Source organism: Gemella massiliensis, from assembly GCF_900120125.1.
Taxonomy (GTDB): Bacteria; Bacillota; Bacilli; order Staphylococcales; family Gemellaceae; genus Gemella; species Gemella massiliensis.
The window spans coordinates 200768-218047 of record NZ_LT635546.1 but is presented as its reverse complement, the minus strand read 5'-3'; the positions used below and the strand labels follow the sequence as shown (position 1 = coordinate 218047).

Genomic DNA, 17280 nt, shown 5'->3' with positions numbered 1-17280 from the left:
AAAAATACGCAAAAAATATAAACCGATTTCTTTGTTTTACTAGCTGTAATCATAAAAAAATACTGAAATATATATAAATAAATATTATTGTATATTATCTATATTATTTTGACTATATTATTGACAACATAATACTATGTATCATATAATATTCTATGAAAGGAGATATTCCAATGAATACACAATTAAAACGGGGTATACTTGATATTTGTGTTCTTGCATCACTACGAAATTTTGAATCTTATGGGTACAAAATAGTAAAAGATGTTTCTCTAATAATTCCAATAACAGAATCTACTCTTTATCCTATATTAAAAAGATTGGAAAATAATAATTCCGTGTTATCCTACAGCGTGGAGCATAATGGTAGATTAAGAAAATATTATAAGATAACCGATATAGGATTAAAAAAAATTGATGATTTTCTTACTAGCTGGCAAGCAATACAAAAGGCTTATGAATTTATTTTAGGAGAAGAAAGTTATGAACAAAGAAACTTTTAATTATTTACTTAGAAAAAAATTAAAAAAGTATTTATCAAAATTGGATATTGAAAAAAGTATTAACTACTTCAATGAAATGATTGATGATGCTGTTGAAGATGGGTTTAGCGAGGAAGAAGCAATAAGTAATTTTGGAACTATTGATGATATTATAAACCAGACAATAGTTGAACATAAAATTGTTCCCAAAAATAAAACTTGGAGATTTTTACCTAATAAATCTTTTTCAGCATTGGAAATTATTTTATTAATTATTTGCTTTCCAATTTGGTTTTCGCTATTAATGATAGCTTTTGGTTTATTTTTCTGTTTAATCATGATGATATTAGGTTTTATAGTTGGTATTATTGGATTTTTTATCTGGGGAATTCTTATAATTATATCTATACCATTTTACTTTTCTGAAGAAAATATTTACTCAGCCTTATTTACTGCCGGTATCGGTTTTATAACTATAGGTTTTTCTCTTTTTATAATTTACGGTTTAATAAAACTGAGAAAATTATTTAAGAATAATGGCTGGACTTTTAAATATATATTTGAGAAAGTTTTCAAAAAGGAGATTGATTAATTATGAGAAAATTACTAAAAATAGCGATTATATTTTCCAGTCTTGGAATAATACTAATATTATTAGCTTTTATTTTAAATGGAAATAAATTACCACTTGCGGGCGAAACAAAACCGCCTAAATATCATGCCATCGAATCAAAAAATCTTAAAAATTTAAAATTTCATGTTACTAAATCAGATATTGATATCGAACCTTCTAATAGTGATAAAATAGAAGTTGAATATCGTGAGGGAAAAAATTTTTACTTTAGTATAGAAGAAAATGCTGATATTCTATTAATTAAAGATACCTATAAAGAAAAATGGTTTAATTTTTCATTTGATTTTGGCTTTAATTTTAATAATCATTACATAAAATTAAAAATACCAAAAGAACTGCTTGTCAATCTTTCTATAAAAAATATCAACGGTAATATTTCACTTAAAGATCTACATTTTAAGGATATTCAGATAAACGATATTAGTGGAGATATTAATTTATCAAAGTTAAATACAAACAATATTAACTTAAATAGTAAAAGCGGTAATATCCGGCTAAATAATATAAAAGCAGAAAATAATAAATTAGATATTTATAACCTTAGCGGCAATGTATTGCTAAAAGATATCATAAATTCCGGTTCTACCAATATTACAACTACCAGTGGTAATATAATATTTGACAACATTGTTTCCAAAAATATTGATTCTAAAACAACTAGCGGCAATATTGAATTTTCGAATAGTAACAATATTATAGACAATTTTATTTCTGAATCAACCAGCGGTAATATTATTATAAATGAAATTAAAATTAATAAAAAACTTTCTTTAAAAAATATATCCGGTAATATTAAAACTAAAATTAGTGATAAAGAAGAAAATTTTAATAAAAATATAAATAACAAAAACAATACCGATTCTAATTCTTCTTTAAAAAATCTTAATATAACTAATACCAGTGGTAATATAGATATAGATTTTATAGGATATTAACTGTACCTATCTCTGTGAAGTAAACTTTTCTAATTTGAAAAAATTTGCTCAGTATTTTTATACACCATATTTAACACAGAATCAAAAAAGAGAGTGATTCAAATATATAAGAAAACCAGATAAAGTTTTTAACTTAAATCCGGCTCTTAATAATTAATATATTTTATAAATTATACACGTCATATAAATTAATCTATAAAATTTCAATTAAATATCATAATGTTTTTTAATAAATTACTTGTACTTTTTCTCCTAATAGTTTTAAAAGTTCTGCACTCGGCTCTTTATCTGTTATTAAATAATCAAACTCTGTTATATCTCCCAAAATAAAATTAGCACTTTTTTCAAATTTCGATATTTCTGCCAAAAGTACCTTTATTTTGGCATTTTTTAATACCAATTTTTTTATTGCAACATCTTCATAATCGTCAAGGGTTATAACGCCATTTTTAACCCCGGCTGCCCCAATAAATACAATATCAAAACTAATATTTTTTAAAATTTCCGTACTTTCCGGTGAATAGTAAAATCTATTTTTATTGAAAAATTTTCCGCCGATAAGATTAAAATTAATATTATCATTACCAGCTAAAACCATCGCTACATCTAATGAATGTGAATAAACAATAATTTTTTCTTTTATCAATTGTGCTAACTTCTCTATTATTGTAGAAGCACCTAAAAAATATACACCTTCTTCTTTTATCATTTTTTTTGCTTTATACGCTATTTCTTTTTTTCCCGGCGTTAACATTTTCAATCTTTCATTATATGAGCTTACATGAGCACTCTCTTTTTGTTTTATAAGACCACCATGTGTCCTTTGCACATCATCACGCTCTCCTAAAATCAAAAAATCACGACGAATTGTATCTCTCGATACCCCTAAATATTCAACCGCTTCTTTAGCTGATACTACACCTTTTTTGCTTAGTAATTCCATTATTTTTTCCAAACGTTGTGCTTGATACATTTTCTGCTCCTTACAAATATTTTACATATTTTTTTATAGCATACACGACCCCATCTTTATCATTAGATTTTGTAACAAAATTTGCATATTTTTTTATATCTGCTAGTGCATTATCCATCACTACCCTATACTCAGTACATTCGAACATTGGAATATCATTGTGCCCATCACCAAAGGCAACACAATCTTTTTTTGTTATATTTTTTAAATATTGAATAAATTTTATTCCCGTAGATTTCATTGCCAGCGAATGGGTTATTTCCAAATGATTTTTGCCTGAACGTAAAACACTAATATTTTTGTCGCTATATTTTGCTAAAAAATTATTTATTTTTTCCATTTCATTATCATCAAAAGTTATTAACATTAACTTAAATACTTCGTGATAATTATTGAAATACTCTTTAAAGTTTACTATATTAAAATCCTTTTTGGTAATATTTTGTTTGTAAAGTATTCCATCATCGATTATGTCGGTATTCCAATTTTCTTCATCATAAACACTAATACTTAATTTTGGAAACTGCTCTCTTAATACAAGTGCTAATTCTCTTGCAACGCTAAATTGTAAATATTTTTTATATAAAATATTTTTTTTGCCATTATTCACTTCATAAATCAATCCACCATTAAATGCCACATGAATTGAATTCAAATCCAATTTATTTATTGTATCTTCCATTTCCATAGGTGCCCTTGCCGATACTAACGTAAGTGGTATTTGCATTTTTTTAACAATTTTACCGTACTATTACTTATGATTCCTTCACTATTTAATAAAGTTCCATCCATATCTAAAAACAAATGTTTTATCATTATTTTATCTCCTTGATTAATTATTTACACTTATATATTATCATTAATTTTAAGTTTTTGCAAGTTTTTTTAAGTTATTTTTTATATTTAAAGTATAAATACCTATATTTCATTTAAAATACATTTCATAAACTTAAAAAAACTTATTTATATTATTTTTTCAGTTTATAATAAATTGTATTTAATATAAAATTTTTACTAAATAAAAATTGTACTATTGACCTAAAGGTTATTTCAGTATATATTTAACTTATATAAATATAAAATTCAGTTAGGAGTTTTAATATGATTATTTTAACAAAAGAAGACATTAAAAAATGTATAACAATGAAAGAGGCAATTGAAATTAGTAAAGAAGCACTTAAAAATTATTCAAATAAAAATGCAATCGTCCCGTTACGAACAAATTTAAACATTGATAAATATAACGGACAAGCACTTTTTATGCCTGCCTGTATTAGTGGTGAAAACGATTCTCTCGGTATAAAAATCGTATCTGTTTATCCTGATAACGTAAAAAATAATCTTCCTTCCGTTCCTGCAACAATGCTTGTTTTTAATTCAAAAACCGGTATTATCTCCGGTCTTTTAGACGGCACTTACTTAACACAGCTACGTACGGCTGCATTACAAGGAGCCGCTACAGACTTACTTGCTAAAAAAAATAGTAGAATTGCTGTATTAATCGGAACAGGCGGACAAGCATATGAACAAGCACATGCTATGCTTACCATTAGAAAACTGGATGAACTTCGTGTTGTCGGTCGAAATTTTGAAAAAACTAAAAAATTTGTTGAATTAATTAATAATGACTTCAAACATTTTAATACCAAAATAATTGCATTAGAAAATTCAAATACTGCAATTATCGATGCTGATATTATAACTACAGTAACTACCTCTACTACACCTACTTTTAATTCGGACTTTATAAAACTTGGTACCCATATAAACGGTATCGGTTCTTACACCCCTGAAATGATTGAACTTCCTCCGAAAATAACAACTCGAGCTGATAAAATTTTCTTTGATACAAATAATGGAGTATTAAGTGAAGCCGGAGATATTTTACTGGCTTTAAAAGAAAAAATGATCAATAAGTCATCTTTTACCGGTGAGTTAGGAGAACTAATTTCAAAAAAAGTTAGCGGTAGAGAAAATAATGATGAAATCACACTCTTCAAATCTGTAGGTAGTGCCGTTTTAGATGTAGCTACCTCCGAAGCAATAATAAAAAAAGCAACAAAAATTGGTATAGGAAACTATATAAAAATATAGAAATTTGCTCAAAAAGATAGAATATGTATAGAAAAACTAGCTTCCTAAACCTATTTAGGGGGGCTAGTTTATTAAATTATTCTTTTCTCTGTTTTGCATTACACCTGTAATCTTTTTCCGTTTTTATATACTTCATCAATTGTTGCACCACCTAAACAAACATCTCCGTTATAAAAGACAACAGCTTGTCCCGGTGTTACCGCTCTTACAGGCTCTTTATATGTTACTTTAACCTTTCCTTCTTCTAATACTTCAACATCAACAGCGGTATCTTGCTGACGATAACGAAATTTTGCCGTACAGCTAAAGTTTTTCGGTAGTTCTTCTTTGGTTGTAAATGATAACCCGCTAGCAAACAGACTATCTGAATACAAATATTCATTATGAAAACCTTGGCAAACATATAGTATATTATTTTCCAAATCTTTTCCACAAGCAAACCATGCTTCTCCATCTGTATCTTTTGTTCCACCAATACCTAACCCATGACGTTGACCTATAGTATAATACATAAGCCCTGCATGTTCTCCACGGATATTACCATCAAGATCAATCATTTTTCCACTTTTTGCCGGGAGATATTGTGATAAAAATGTTCTAAAATTCTTCTCACCAATAAAACAAATTCCGGTTGAATCTTTTTTCTTCGCAGTAGCAAGTCCTGCTGTTTCGGCAATTTTTCTAACTTCTTTTTTTTCAAGCTCTCCTATAGGAAATAATATATTTTTTATTTGATCTTGTTTTAACTGCGATAAGAAATAAGTTTGATCTTTGTTACTATCAACACCACGAAGTAACAATCGTTCACCATTTTTATCTTGTAGACGGGCATAATGACCGGTTGCCACATAATCAGCACCTAAGTCTTCAGCATATTCTAAAAAAACCTTAAACTTAATTTCTTTATTACACATAATATCAGGATTAGGGGTACGTCCTTTTTTATATTCATCTAAAAAATACGTAAACACCTTATCCCAATATTCTTTTTCGAAATTTATTGAGTAGTACGGTATCTCTAATTGCTCACATACTTTTATTACATCTTTATAATCTTTTTCTGCGACACAAACACCATGATTATCTTTTTCTTCCCAGTTTTTCATAAAAACTCCGGTAACTTCGTAACCTTGTTGTTTCAGAAGGTATGCTGTAACTGATGAATCAACACCTCCACTCATACCAACAACTACTTTTTTTCCGTTCATCATTTATTCCTTTCTTTAATTTTTTGTTCAAGATATACTATTTTATTAATAACATTGTCTATCATTTTTTTATCAACATCAAAGCCCACACTTATTCTGACAGAATGAGCCGCACGCTCTATATTATACATCTGTGTAATTATTTTGCTACCTTTAATATTACCGGAACTACACGCCGAACCGCCGGAAATATATACTTCATTAGCATCAAGATAAGTAATCAAACGCTGCGATTCAATATTTTTAAAGTAAATATTTAATATATTTGGTAATGAATATTCTATTGCCCCGTTCACTTCAAACTCTACATTATTTTTTTCTAATTTTTCAATAAAATAATTTTTTAAATCTCTTAAATATGGAACGGTCTTTAAAGTTTCATCAATACTGTCGGCTAATGTTAATGCCCCCAAAACATCACTGGTTCCTGAGCGTAAACCGTTTTCCTGACCGCCGCCTAAAATAAAAGGCTCAACTATACCGTTTTTAGCATATAAAAAACCGAAATTATTTAATGCACCTATTTTATGTGCAGATACCGAAGCAAAATCTACCCCTAAATCTTTTACATCAATTTCAATTTTAGCAAATGCTTGAACAATATCACTATGTAATAAAATATTTTTACCCGATATTAATTTTGAAATTTCTTTAATCGGATTTAAAACACCCGTTTCATTATTTGCAAACATAATAGAAATAAGTACCGTATTATCCGTTATTTTATCTTCCAGTTCTTCTAAACTAACCATACCATTTTTTCCGACTGCCAACTCAATTACTGTAAAACCGAAATGTTCTAAATGTCTGGCACTAGCTTTTACCGATGGATGCTCTATTTCAGAAATAATAATCTCCCCACTTTTAAAACGGTTAAAAACATGATTAAATACAGTATTATTACTTTCTGTCCCTCCGGAAGTAAAAATAATTTCCTCGGGTTGTGCGTTGATTGAATATGCTATTTTTTGCTGTGCTTCTTTCTTTAATTTTGCATTTTTTTTCCCTAAGGTATGACTACTGCTGGGATTAGCATAAATTTCCTTTAATAATTTTAAATTTTTCTCTATTATATCAAAATGTTTTTTTGATGTAGCTGCATAGTCTAAATATATATTCTCCATAACATCCGCCTCCTAATATCTATTCAATCCATTGTATCATAAATAAAGGTCAAATAAAATCAAAATCACTTTTAGTTTATTTCTCTATTTTTTAGAAATAAAGTTTCAAAAAAATAATCATCACAATGGCTTTTAATAAAATATAACTAAATTTATTTTCTACTTTCTTATCTCTTCCAAATCTAATGTTGATCTTGCATTTAATGACAACGGATCTGCAAATAGTTTATGTTTGTAATAGTAATATCCTACCGCTCCTATCATCGCTGCGTTATCACTGCAATAACTCATTTTTGGTATTAATACTTCTATTCCTAATTCTTTCTCTAAGTTTAAAACTTGCAAGCGTAATTCACTATTGCCGGCGACACCTCCTGCAAGTATTAACTGTTTTACGTCAAAATTTTCTATCGCTTTTCTTGTTTTTGTAATAAGGACGTCGACTACCGCCGTTTGAAAACTACATGCCAAGTCTGCAAAAACTATCTTATCTCCACGTTGTTTGGCATTATGAACAAAGTTTATTACAGCAGATTTCATTCCCGAAAAACTAAAATGGTAATCGTCACTATCAATCATTGCCCGTGGAAATTTATATTTATCTTCACCAAATTTCGCCAACTTATCTACTTTTGTCCCTCCCGGATATTCTAAATTTAATTGACGAGCAACCTTATCATACGCTTCACCAACTGCATCATCATGAGTGGAGCCGATAATTTCAAAATCAAGTTCATCTTTTAAATAAACAAGTTCTGTATGCCCACCACTAACAACAAGTGCTAATGACGGATAAACAATATTATTATCAATATCACTCGCATAAATATGCCCGGCAATATGATGTGCTCCAATTAACGGTTTATCAAGAGTATAACTCAATGTTTTAGCAACATTAACGCCGACTAAAAGCGAACCTATTAATCCCGGACCTTGTGTTACACATATTGCATCTATTTCATCTAAAATTACTTCCGCTTCATCTAATGCTTCCTCAACTATTTGAATTACAACCTCTATATGCTGACGACTGGCAATTTCAGGGACAACACCCCCAAACTGTTTATGTGTATCTATTTGAGAACTTACAATATTGGATAAAACTTCTTTACCATTTCTTACAACAGCAACACTTGTTTCATCACAACTGGTTTCTATCGCTAATATATTAATATCTTTCATTGCTAAAATCCCTTACCATTACATAAGCATTTTCACCGTTATTTTTATAGTAATTTTTTCTCATATCAATCGTCTGAAAACCTGCTTTCTCATAAACAGTAATGGCAGGCATATTACTAACTCTTACCTCTACTAGGGCTTTCTTAACACCTTTTAATTTCATAAATTGCATTACGTATGTAAAAAAGATTTGCCCTAATTTTTTATTTCTATGTGGTTTATCAATAACAATTTTATTGATTTGATACTCATCCGCAACCAACCATCCCCCACAAAAACCGATTATTTCGTCATCATTAAACAAACCGAAATACTCCGAATTTTCATGTTCCAACTCTGTTTTGAACATACTTTTTGTCCACGCATCATCAAAATTATCAATATCTATTTTTGATAATACATCTAAATTATTTATATCTACTTTATTTACTTTTATCATTTTTTAATTCCCTTTCTGCCTCTGTTCTTCTTAAATACTGCGGTGTCATATTAAAACAATCACTTTTTTCTAAATAATTATATATTTTTAATATATTTGCTGCTTTTATAGCATCAGTATTAATTGATATCAACGTGTTATCCAATAATTTATCTGATAATTTTTCTACATCTTTTCCCACGTATATAGTAGGTATATTTTGTGATAAAATAAAGTCATTTAATTCAACAAGTGTATAATAACTTTCTTCCAATACCTCTACTAAATCATTACCTTCTCGTTTATATGCAGCTCCAAAAACACTTCCACGTCTTGCATCAATAACAGGTACAATCAGCTTATCACTTTCATATTCAATCAATGCTTGTAACTTCAAACTGGAAATAACTTTAATAGGTATCTTTAGTGCATAAGAAAATGTCTTACAAACAGCAGCGACAACTCGTATCGCTGTGTAAGAGCCCGGGCCTTTACTTGATATTATTTCCTTTAAATCCTTTTTGGTTACACCTGCCATATTTAAACATCTGTCTATTTCTGTTAAAATAATTGATGATAAATTATTGGAGCATGATATATTTCTTTCTGCCAACACTTTATCATTTTTAAGACATGCTACCGAAAGAAAGCTATTTGATGCCTCCACTACTAAACTGACCATTCTTCTTTTATCCTTTCTACTATACGATTGTGATACTCATCGTCACTAAAAATAGTAATAACACGTTCATCTTCGTGCAATGTTATATTAAATACTAAACGCTCCATAGGAAGATATTCTTCAATAAACTCCCCCCATTCGATAATACAAATATTATCTTCGTAAAAAATTTCCTCAAACCCTAAGTCTTCACTACTATTTTCCAGTCGATACGCATCAATATGATATAAATTTCCTTTATTTGATTTATACTCTTTCATTATATTGAACGTTGGTGAGTTAACGACTTGTTTTACGCCTAAATTCTGTGCTAAATATTTCGTAAATGTAGTTTTTCCGGCAGCTAAATCCCCATTAAGCATAAGTAACAATTTATTATCTATGCTGTCAGCCACTATATGTGCTAAACGCTCCGTATCATGTAAATTTTTTATAGTTATTTCCAACATAATATGTCCTTTAATAAGTTTTTTACAAATTTTAATATACTATCTTTTTTCACTACCATTAAATCAAAAAATTCTTAACTTCTATATTTATGGTTAAAGGAGTAAAGTGCTAAAACATTTTACAGGGAAGATTTTATAAAATAATTTTTTACTCTTTATAAATTAAGATAAAATTAATCAGTTTATTATATCTAACACCATTACTCTGTGAAAAAAGAAATTCATTTTTCTAACATCTTCTATAATATCATATTTACCATTTTATTCCAATTATAACATTGATTTTATATATAAAAGTGATACAATAACATTGAGGGGGATAACTATGAACAAAAAAATTTTTATTATCTGTGTCGGAATATTCTCGACTATATTTTTAATATTATTCTTTATATTTAATACTCATTTTCAAGAAAAATATAATAAACAAATAATAAATGATGTAGAAGTAAAAGGAGATACTACTAAATATAAGGTTAACTTCGTTGAAAAAATTGACGGTGATACTATCGTCGTGCGATTTAATAAGAAAAATTTAAAAGTAAGATATCTACTTATAGATACACCTGAAACTGTAAAACGTGGTGTTGCTGTTCAACCATACGGACCTGAAGCCAGCGAATTAAATGAAAAATTACTAAAAAATGCACAAAATATAGAAATAGAATTTGATGTTTATCAAAAAGAAGATAAATACCATCGTGCATTATGTTACGTCTATGCAGATGGAAAATCAATTCAAGAAGAATTGCTATTATCAGGACTGGCAGAAATAAAATATGTAAAAGCACCGGATACACGATACTTAAACAAATTTAAAAAAGCACAAAATATTGCAAAAAGTAATAAACGAAATTTATGGAGTAACTAATAATTATCTGAAAACATAAAAATCGAGCTGATAATACTATCAGCCCGATTTTTCTAAGATACTTCTATTCTTCTTTTAACTTACTATTTCTATATGAGAAAGTAAAGTACACTATCATTCCAATTATTACCCAAACTATAAAGATAATCCATGTTTTTAATGTTACACTATATAATAATGCTACAAACAGAATTATTGATACTGCCGGTAAAATTGGCATACCCGGAACTCTAAAACCACGTTTTAAATCAGGATATTTTTTATAAAACACGATAGTTGTATAACTTACTAATGCAAACGCAATAATAGAGGCAACATTAGCTAAGTCAGCTAATTGTCCTAAAGGCAAGAAACCTGCTAATAATGCTGTTAATATTCCCAATCCCCAAGTTAAAGTACTTGGTACTTTATTTTTATTAACTTTTGTCAAAGATTTAGGTAGTAAACCATCACGTGCTATTGTATAAGTAATACGAATACCTGCATATATAAATGATAAAATACCTGCCATAAGTCCGATAACAGCTCCTAACGATACTATACCGGCTACTTTATGTTGACCTACAGTTTCGAGAACAAAGGCAAGTGCATCCCCAGTTCCTAATTCAGTATAAGGTACTACCCCGGTTAAAACTAAACATACCAAAATATAAAATGCTGTACATACTATCATAGTAATAATAATCGCTTTAGGTAAAGATTTTTCAGGATGGATAGCTTCTTCTGCCGAAGTAGAAATGGCATCAAATCCCAAATAAGCAAAAAACACTGTTGTTGCTGCTAACATTACCCCAGAAAAACCTGTTGGAGCAAAATTGTCTGTCCAATGAGTAGGTTCTACATAAAATGAACCAACAATAACAAATAATATTACGATACCCACTTTAGCAGCAACCATTAAATTATTTACCACTTTACTGCTAGATGTACCTTTAGATAGAATAAATATTATTAATAAAACAATAATTACCGCAGGAATATTTCCATATCCACCAGCTGATGGTAATGTGTAAAACTCTTTAGGCATGTTAACACCTAAACCTGCTAATAGACGTGAAAAGTAACTAGACCATCCGTTTGCTACCGTAGCAGATGTAAGAACATATCCTCCTATTAATACCCAACCTATTGCATATGCTACTATCTCTCCAACAGAAACATATAAATAAGTATAGGTACTTCCACTTGACGGTATTGTAGAAGCTAACTCTGCGTAACATAAAGCAGCTAAACAACATGCAAGCCCCGCTATTAAAAACGAGAATATTACCGCAGGTCCTGCTTCAGATGATGCTTTTCCGGTTAATACTAATATCCCGGATCCAATAATAGCACCTATACCGAACAAAACTAAATCCAATGTTTTCATAGTAGGGGTTAAAGTCTTACTTTTAGATTCGGCTAAAATAGAATCAATTGATTTTTTCCTAAATACACTCATCATTTCCTCCTTAAATTATATAACAAATATTATTTACATTTAAATAATATCGTTATATTATATCACAGTCATATATCATTTACTACAAATATTTGCTCCCACCCTATTTAAAAGAAGTGGAAAAAAGGTACAAGTATTCTTTTTTCCACTTCCTAAACTACTTACTATTTTATTGTAATATTTTTTACAATGCTTCTTCTACCGGAGTATATTCGTATCCTAAATCATCAGCTACTGCTTTGAAAGTAACTTTTCCATTTGCTACGTTTATACCAGGTACTAATTCTGGGAATTTAACTACTGCATCTTTAACACCTAATTTAGCAATTAGTTTAACATATTTAGCAGTTGCATTACATAATGCATAAGTTGCTGTTTCAGCTACTGCTCCCGGAATATTTGCTACTGAATAGTGTAGCACTCCTTCTTCTACAAAGATAGGGTTATCATGGCTTGTTGGACGTCCTTCAGTATATTCTGTTGTACCACCTTGGTCAATAGCTACGTCAACGATTACACCACCATCTGGCATATCTTTAATCATTTCTTTAGTTACAAGTTTAGGTGCTTTAGCTCCTGGGATTAATACTGTACTTACCACTAAATCAGCTGATTTAATAGCATTAGCAATGTTTAATTTGTTAGAGTAAACAGTTTCAACTTTTCCGCCAAAGATATGTGATAATTCTGTTAAACGATCTAAGTTAACATCTAACATAGTTACACGTGCACCAAGTCCAGATGCCGCTGTTGCTGCAGCTGTTCCAGCTACCCCTGCTCCAATTACTACTACATGTCCTGGTTGTACCCCTGGTACACCTTGTAATAATTTACCTTTTCCACCTTGTACTTTAGACAAGAATCTTGTTCCTTCTTGAACAGCCATTCTCCCTGCGATTTCACTCATTGGTCTTAACAATGGTAGTGAACGTCCCACTTTAACAGTTTCAAATGCAATACCGATTGTTCCGGTATCTACCATAGCTTTTGTAAGCTCCGGATCTGCTGCTAAGTGTAAATAAGTATAGATAATAAGTCCTTTTCTGAAATATTTGTATTCAGAAGGAATAGGTTCTTTTACTTTATAGATTAAGTCTGATTTATTCCATACATCTTCTGCTTTATCTAATAAAACAGCCCCCACTTTTTCATACTCTTCATCTGAAATACCTGAAGCTACCCCTGCTCCTTTCTCTACATACACAGTGTGTCCATCTAATACTAATTCATGAACAACTCCTGGAATTGCAGATACTCTACTTTCGTTATTTTTTATTTCTGTTGGTACTCCGATAATCATTTCCCTTACCTCCTAATTTTTTTTTCTGTATTTATATCTTATCACAAAAAAATACAAAATGAAAGCGTTTTTATATGAAAGTTTTTATGTAAATATTTTCCTTAAATACCGATGTGTTACAATAATTTGAATTTTTTATTATTTTCCTGTTGTGATAGGATTTATATTTTATTTTTCCAAATGAATTTTTTGCCTTTTTTTGATTATTTTCTTTAAGAAAAGAATACAGAAAAACAGATTTTATGTTTTCATAAAATAGATATTTTGATAATGTTTTATAATATTGATATAATGTTTTTTAATAATTATTTTATTCCTAATATACAAATTTTATAATGTTTGATTTTTATAAGTTACAATGTGAGATTTATTCTCATCATATTTTTTTGTCTTTAAAATTTATGTAAATATTAATTTATTGTTATCATAAAATTTATTATTTTTATACATTATGTGGAAAATATATTATTTACATTTTCATTTTTTCTATATTTTTATAACACAACTTATTCTTATGTTTTATAACTTGAAAACTTTACGATTTATAAAAAAATAAATGATTTATAAGTAAAAATGTTTTAACAAATTCTCACTTATAAATCACTATATCTTTTTATCATTATTTATTTAGTAAATTAAATAACGTTTTTACATGAACCCCTGTTGCTCCTTTTGGTAAATACTTTTCAGAATTTGATAAGTATGCTGTTCCTGCTATATCTAAATGAATCCACGGAACATCATTTGCTACAAAATTTTCTATAAACAGTCCTGCTGTTATCGTTCCTCCTAATCTACCACCGGTATTTTTTACATCAGCTACCGAAGATTTATTTAATTTTCTAAAACTGTCATCTACAGGTAGTTGCCATACTCGTTCTCCTGCTTTTAATGAAGCAATTTTTAATTCATTAAAGAAATTTTCGTTATTGGTAATCGCTCCGGTATAAAATTCTCCTAGAGCTATTAAACAAGCTCCGGTTAATGTTGCTAAATCTATTACTTTATTTACTTTTAGTTTTTCAGTTGCATAATATACAGAATCTGCCAAAGTTATTCTTCCCTCTGCATCTGTATTAAGAACCTCTATTGTTTTTCCCGATAATGTTTCAATAATATCGCCGGGTTTATATGCACTTTCGGAAATCATATTTTCGCAAGCCCCAACTATTCCAATTACATTTGTTTTTAATTTTCTTTTTGCAATAAGGTGCATTGTTCCTATTACGGTTCCTGCTCCTCCCATATCACAGTGCATAATATCCATACTATTAGCTGTCGGTTTTATCGAATAACCTCCACTATCGTAAGTTACACCTTTTCCTACCAATCCCGTTACTTCATCGCTATCAGCATTGTTTAAATACTTCATCACAATAAATCGAGGTTTTCTAGCAGAAGCACGACCTACAGCTAAAAGTCCTTTCAAACCTAGTTCTTCACATTGCTTTTCATCATATACTTCTACTGTTACTCCCAGTGGTTTTAATTTTTCAACAACTATATTTGCCAATGTTTCCGGATATAAATACTCCGCTCTTTCATTAACTAAATCTCTTGAGAAAAATATCGCCTCCATAATATCTTGTGCTTCTTTTATATCTTTTTCTAATGTATTTATTAATTCTTCCGTTGAAATATTTATCGTTAATATCGGTAATTCTTCCCTATCACTCTTATACTTATCAAAATTATAAATAGCATGCAAACTTCCTTCAACTGCAGCTTTTACTACAAAGCTACCTGTTAAATGATCTATTTTTGGTAATTGTATATTAACTTCATATTCTTTTACTTTTAATAAATTTTTTACCAATTTAAAAAATACTTCTCTTATTTCATCTTCAGTTATTTCTTTGAACTTTCCTAAACCTAATAAAATTTCTTTTTCTTCGTTATATGGCAAATTATTAAATATTTCATTTAATTTTCCTGAAAATAATTCTTTTTCTTTTGTATAATGTAATAACTCACTATTATATTCCTTATCCTCAAATATAGGTGTTACTTTTACCCCATTTTTATCGGTTGTATTAAATTTTATTTTTTCTATATTCATTTTTTATATTCCTTTCATTTATCTTATTTTTTCCAATATTTCTTTTGCAATTTCCTTTGCTTCCAATATTGTATTTTCGAGATTAGTGGCTTTTTTTGATGTTCCTATTATATATAGGTTCGGATATTTTTCTTTCATATAATCAACAAAACTGTTAATTTTCTTATTATACTTTCCATTACAATATCTATAATTATCTTCTATTTTATTAACATAATATCTTTCCGGTATTCCTACAAAACCATGAACCATTTGAATTTCTTTTTCTATTAATTCTTTTATCTGCTCATCTGTTTTTTCAAATAATTCATTAACTTTATTTTGCCGATTAACATAAGCCCTTACTATTTGTATTCCACTCATTTTTATATCTATCCACTCGTTACTGACATACTCCAACTTCGTTACGTAATTACCGGTATTTTTCGGAAAAATTATCTCTCCTATTTCTCTATTTATGTGTAAATCCTCTCTCTTATAAACAAAAGTTACTACTATGTTAGATACATACTTTATAGTGGAAAAAAATTGTTCTACCATTTTATCTCCATTAAACCACGGCAAAAAATTGTTATGATTTAAAGCTAATACTACATAATCATATTGATAAATTCTCCCATTGGAATGAACTAAATATTTATTATCTATTTTCTCTATTTTTTCTATTTTCCTATTAAATTCTAAAAATACTCTATCCGAAAAATTTGACTCTAATGTTTCTACAAAAGACTTTAAAGTGAATTTTAACCTATATTTATTTCCTATGCTAATATTATCAGTAACATTCTTGTTATACATATCTTCTAGTACTTCATTAATATCTTCTTTTTGAATAGTTAAAAATGAAAGCTCCGGCATTAAACTTACCATATTCTGATTAGAAACATCGCTTCCATAATGACTTGTTAATAAAGGCTCTATAAGATTATGATATATTTTAGAATTAATATTAGAAGTAAAAAATCGTTTTACCGTCATATTTTTTATATTTTCTTCTTCCATTGTTTTGTGCATATTATAAGCAATAGATAATTTTTCTTTAAAATCGAATAAATCTGAAAATAACAATTCTCTTTTTTCCAACGGATAACCATAAAGCATTTTCTCAGGAAGATATTTTACTCCCTCTTTTGTAAAGAAAACTTTTTTAGTGTTACTGCTCTCTATTAAATATCTATGAAGTCCAAGCTCAATCATTAAGTAAAATAATATACCTTGCCCATATATTGCATTATGCCAACCATTATCATAGATCTCTTGCCCATATTGAAATTTTCCAAATCTATTTTTGGCAAATTCTAAATCTTTCTCAATAATATCAATATTATATTTTTTTGAATTAATGTTTGAAAATTTATCAAGAAAGTATGCACAACTTACTCCGGATAAATCTCCCCCAATGATCGCTATATTCTTCATGATTTCTCC

16 protein-coding genes and 1 pseudogene are annotated in these 17280 nt (G+C 28.8%); 5 read left to right on the top strand and 12 right to left on the bottom strand.

The genetic code is table 11. The annotated features are described in order from the left end of the window. The first annotated feature begins 173 nt into the window (after positions 1-173). The 3 genes from BQ7358_RS05970 to BQ7358_RS05960 are packed head-to-tail and all read left to right on the top strand — an operon-like array spanning position 174 to position 2051. The gene (locus tag BQ7358_RS05970; protein WP_072520331.1) at positions 174-503 is read left to right on the top strand and encodes a PadR family transcriptional regulator; all 330 of its coding nucleotides are present in this window, start codon (positions 174-176) and stop codon (positions 501-503) included. Next, positions 484-1074: a DUF1700 domain-containing protein gene (locus BQ7358_RS05965; RefSeq protein ID WP_062173882.1), complete on the top strand. Its 591-nt coding sequence runs from the start codon at positions 484-486 to the stop codon at positions 1072-1074. Before BQ7358_RS05970 ends, BQ7358_RS05965 begins: the two co-directional genes overlap by 20 nt. 2 nt (positions 1075-1076) lie before the next feature. Next, the gene (locus BQ7358_RS05960) at positions 1077-2051 is read left to right on the top strand and encodes a DUF4097 family beta strand repeat-containing protein (protein ID WP_072520330.1); all 975 of its coding nucleotides are present in this window, start codon (positions 1077-1079) and stop codon (positions 2049-2051) included. A gap of 226 nt (positions 2052-2277) precedes the next feature. Here the strand turns inward: BQ7358_RS05960 and BQ7358_RS05955 are convergent, their stop codons facing one another. Beyond that, the gene (locus BQ7358_RS05955) at positions 2278-3024 is read right to left on the bottom strand and encodes a DeoR/GlpR family DNA-binding transcription regulator (RefSeq protein WP_062173885.1); all 747 of its coding nucleotides are present in this window, start codon (positions 3022-3024) and stop codon (positions 2278-2280) included. 10 nt (positions 3025-3034) lie between these two features. Beyond that, positions 3035-3816, bottom strand: a pseudogene (locus BQ7358_RS05950) (HAD family hydrolase). 309 nt (positions 3817-4125) lie between these two features. Here BQ7358_RS05950 and BQ7358_RS05945 point away from each other — a divergent pair. Further along, complete coding sequence (locus tag BQ7358_RS05945; protein WP_062173889.1) at positions 4126-5118, top strand: ornithine cyclodeaminase; 993 nt, start codon at positions 4126-4128, stop codon at positions 5116-5118. 98 nt (positions 5119-5216) lie between these two features. Here BQ7358_RS05945 and mnmA read toward each other — a convergent pair whose 3' ends face one another. The 6 genes from mnmA to tsaE all read right to left on the bottom strand — a co-directional run bounded on the left by mnmA (position 5217) and on the right by tsaE (position 10181). Then, positions 5217-6329 carry a tRNA 2-thiouridine(34) synthase MnmA gene (gene mnmA / locus BQ7358_RS05940; RefSeq protein ID WP_062173891.1) on the bottom strand — a complete coding sequence of 371 codons (1113 nt, stop codon included), beginning with the start codon at positions 6327-6329 and terminating at the stop codon, positions 5217-5219. Further along, on the bottom strand, positions 6326-7450 hold the full coding sequence (locus BQ7358_RS05935; protein WP_062173894.1) for a cysteine desulfurase family protein: 1125 nt from the start codon (positions 7448-7450) through the stop codon (positions 6326-6328). Before BQ7358_RS05935 ends, mnmA begins: the two co-directional genes overlap by 4 nt. Positions 7451-7609: 159 nt before the next feature. Further along, the gene (tsaD, locus tag BQ7358_RS05930) at positions 7610-8632 is read right to left on the bottom strand and encodes a tRNA (adenosine(37)-N6)-threonylcarbamoyltransferase complex transferase subunit TsaD (protein ID WP_062173895.1); all 1023 of its coding nucleotides are present in this window, start codon (positions 8630-8632) and stop codon (positions 7610-7612) included. Further along, entirely contained in the window at positions 8619-9071 is a 453-nt protein-coding gene (gene rimI / locus BQ7358_RS05925) for a ribosomal protein S18-alanine N-acetyltransferase (RefSeq protein ID WP_062173897.1), read from the bottom strand. The genes tsaD and rimI overlap by 14 nt, the downstream gene beginning before the upstream one ends. After that, positions 9055-9732 (bottom strand): tRNA (adenosine(37)-N6)-threonylcarbamoyltransferase complex dimerization subunit type 1 TsaB, encoded by a 678-nt coding sequence (tsaB, locus tag BQ7358_RS05920; protein ID WP_062173899.1) that lies wholly within the window; start codon positions 9730-9732, stop codon positions 9055-9057. Before tsaB ends, rimI begins: the two co-directional genes overlap by 17 nt. Further along, complete coding sequence (gene tsaE, locus BQ7358_RS05915) at positions 9720-10181, bottom strand: tRNA (adenosine(37)-N6)-threonylcarbamoyltransferase complex ATPase subunit type 1 TsaE (RefSeq protein ID WP_072520329.1); 462 nt, start codon at positions 10179-10181, stop codon at positions 9720-9722. Before tsaE ends, tsaB begins: the two co-directional genes overlap by 13 nt. Positions 10182-10506: 325 nt before the next feature. On the opposite strand from tsaE, the gene BQ7358_RS05910 reads away from it, so the two are divergent. Further along, positions 10507-11052 (top strand): thermonuclease family protein, encoded by a 546-nt coding sequence (locus tag BQ7358_RS05910; protein ID WP_072520328.1) that lies wholly within the window; start codon positions 10507-10509, stop codon positions 11050-11052. Between the two features lie 64 nt (positions 11053-11116). Here BQ7358_RS05910 and BQ7358_RS05905 read toward each other — a convergent pair whose 3' ends face one another. The 4 genes from BQ7358_RS05905 to BQ7358_RS05890 form a co-directional block, all read right to left on the bottom strand. Next, entirely contained in the window at positions 11117-12493 is a 1377-nt protein-coding gene (locus BQ7358_RS05905) for an amino acid permease (protein WP_083577637.1), read from the bottom strand. A gap of 184 nt (positions 12494-12677) precedes the next feature. Beyond that, positions 12678-13793 (bottom strand): alanine dehydrogenase, encoded by a 1116-nt coding sequence (ald, locus tag BQ7358_RS05900; RefSeq protein ID WP_062173907.1) that lies wholly within the window; start codon positions 13791-13793, stop codon positions 12678-12680. 619 nt (positions 13794-14412) lie between these two features. Continuing rightward, a complete protein-coding gene (locus BQ7358_RS05895; RefSeq protein WP_062173909.1) occupies positions 14413-15852 on the bottom strand; it encodes a leucyl aminopeptidase in 1440 nt (479 codons plus the stop codon). 18 nt (positions 15853-15870) lie between these two features. After that, on the bottom strand, positions 15871-17271 hold the full coding sequence (locus tag BQ7358_RS05890) for a protoporphyrinogen/coproporphyrinogen oxidase (RefSeq protein WP_062173911.1): 1401 nt from the start codon (positions 17269-17271) through the stop codon (positions 15871-15873). Positions 17272-17280 lie beyond the last annotated feature (9 nt).

Bases quoted from the DNA above. Each gene is read 5' to 3' on its own strand.
- BQ7358_RS05970 (WP_072520331.1), top strand. From the start codon at position 174: ATGAATACACAATTAAAACGGGGTATACTTGATATTTGTGTTCTTGCA.
- BQ7358_RS05965 (WP_062173882.1), top strand. From the start codon at position 484: ATGAACAAAGAAACTTTTAATTATTTACTTAGAAAAAAATTAAAAAAG.
- BQ7358_RS05960 (WP_072520330.1), top strand. From the start codon at position 1,077: ATGAGAAAATTACTAAAAATAGCGATTATATTTTCCAGTCTTGGAATA.
- BQ7358_RS05955 (WP_062173885.1), bottom strand. From the start codon at position 3,024: ATGTATCAAGCACAACGTTTGGAAAAAATAATGGAATTACTAAGCAAA.
- BQ7358_RS05945 (WP_062173889.1), top strand. From the start codon at position 4,126: ATGATTATTTTAACAAAAGAAGACATTAAAAAATGTATAACAATGAAA.
- mnmA (WP_062173891.1), bottom strand. From the start codon at position 6,329: ATGATGAACGGAAAAAAAGTAGTTGTTGGTATGAGTGGAGGTGTTGAT.
- BQ7358_RS05935 (WP_062173894.1), bottom strand. From the start codon at position 7,450: ATGGAGAATATATATTTAGACTATGCAGCTACATCAAAAAAACATTTT.
- tsaD (WP_062173895.1), bottom strand. From the start codon at position 8,632: ATGAAAGATATTAATATATTAGCGATAGAAACCAGTTGTGATGAAACA.
- rimI (WP_062173897.1), bottom strand. From the start codon at position 9,071: ATGATAAAAGTAAATAAAGTAGATATAAATAATTTAGATGTATTATCA.
- tsaB (WP_062173899.1), bottom strand. From the start codon at position 9,732: ATGGTCAGTTTAGTAGTGGAGGCATCAAATAGCTTTCTTTCGGTAGCA.
- tsaE (WP_072520329.1), bottom strand. From the start codon at position 10,181: ATGTTGGAAATAACTATAAAAAATTTACATGATACGGAGCGTTTAGCA.
- BQ7358_RS05910 (WP_072520328.1), top strand. From the start codon at position 10,507: ATGAACAAAAAAATTTTTATTATCTGTGTCGGAATATTCTCGACTATA.
- BQ7358_RS05905 (WP_083577637.1), bottom strand. From the start codon at position 12,493: ATGAGTGTATTTAGGAAAAAATCAATTGATTCTATTTTAGCCGAATCT.
- ald (WP_062173907.1), bottom strand. From the start codon at position 13,793: ATGATTATCGGAGTACCAACAGAAATAAAAAATAACGAAAGTAGAGTA.
- BQ7358_RS05895 (WP_062173909.1), bottom strand. From the start codon at position 15,852: ATGAATATAGAAAAAATAAAATTTAATACAACCGATAAAAATGGGGTA.
- BQ7358_RS05890 (WP_062173911.1), bottom strand. From the start codon at position 17,271: ATGAAGAATATAGCGATCATTGGGGGAGATTTATCCGGAGTAAGTTGT.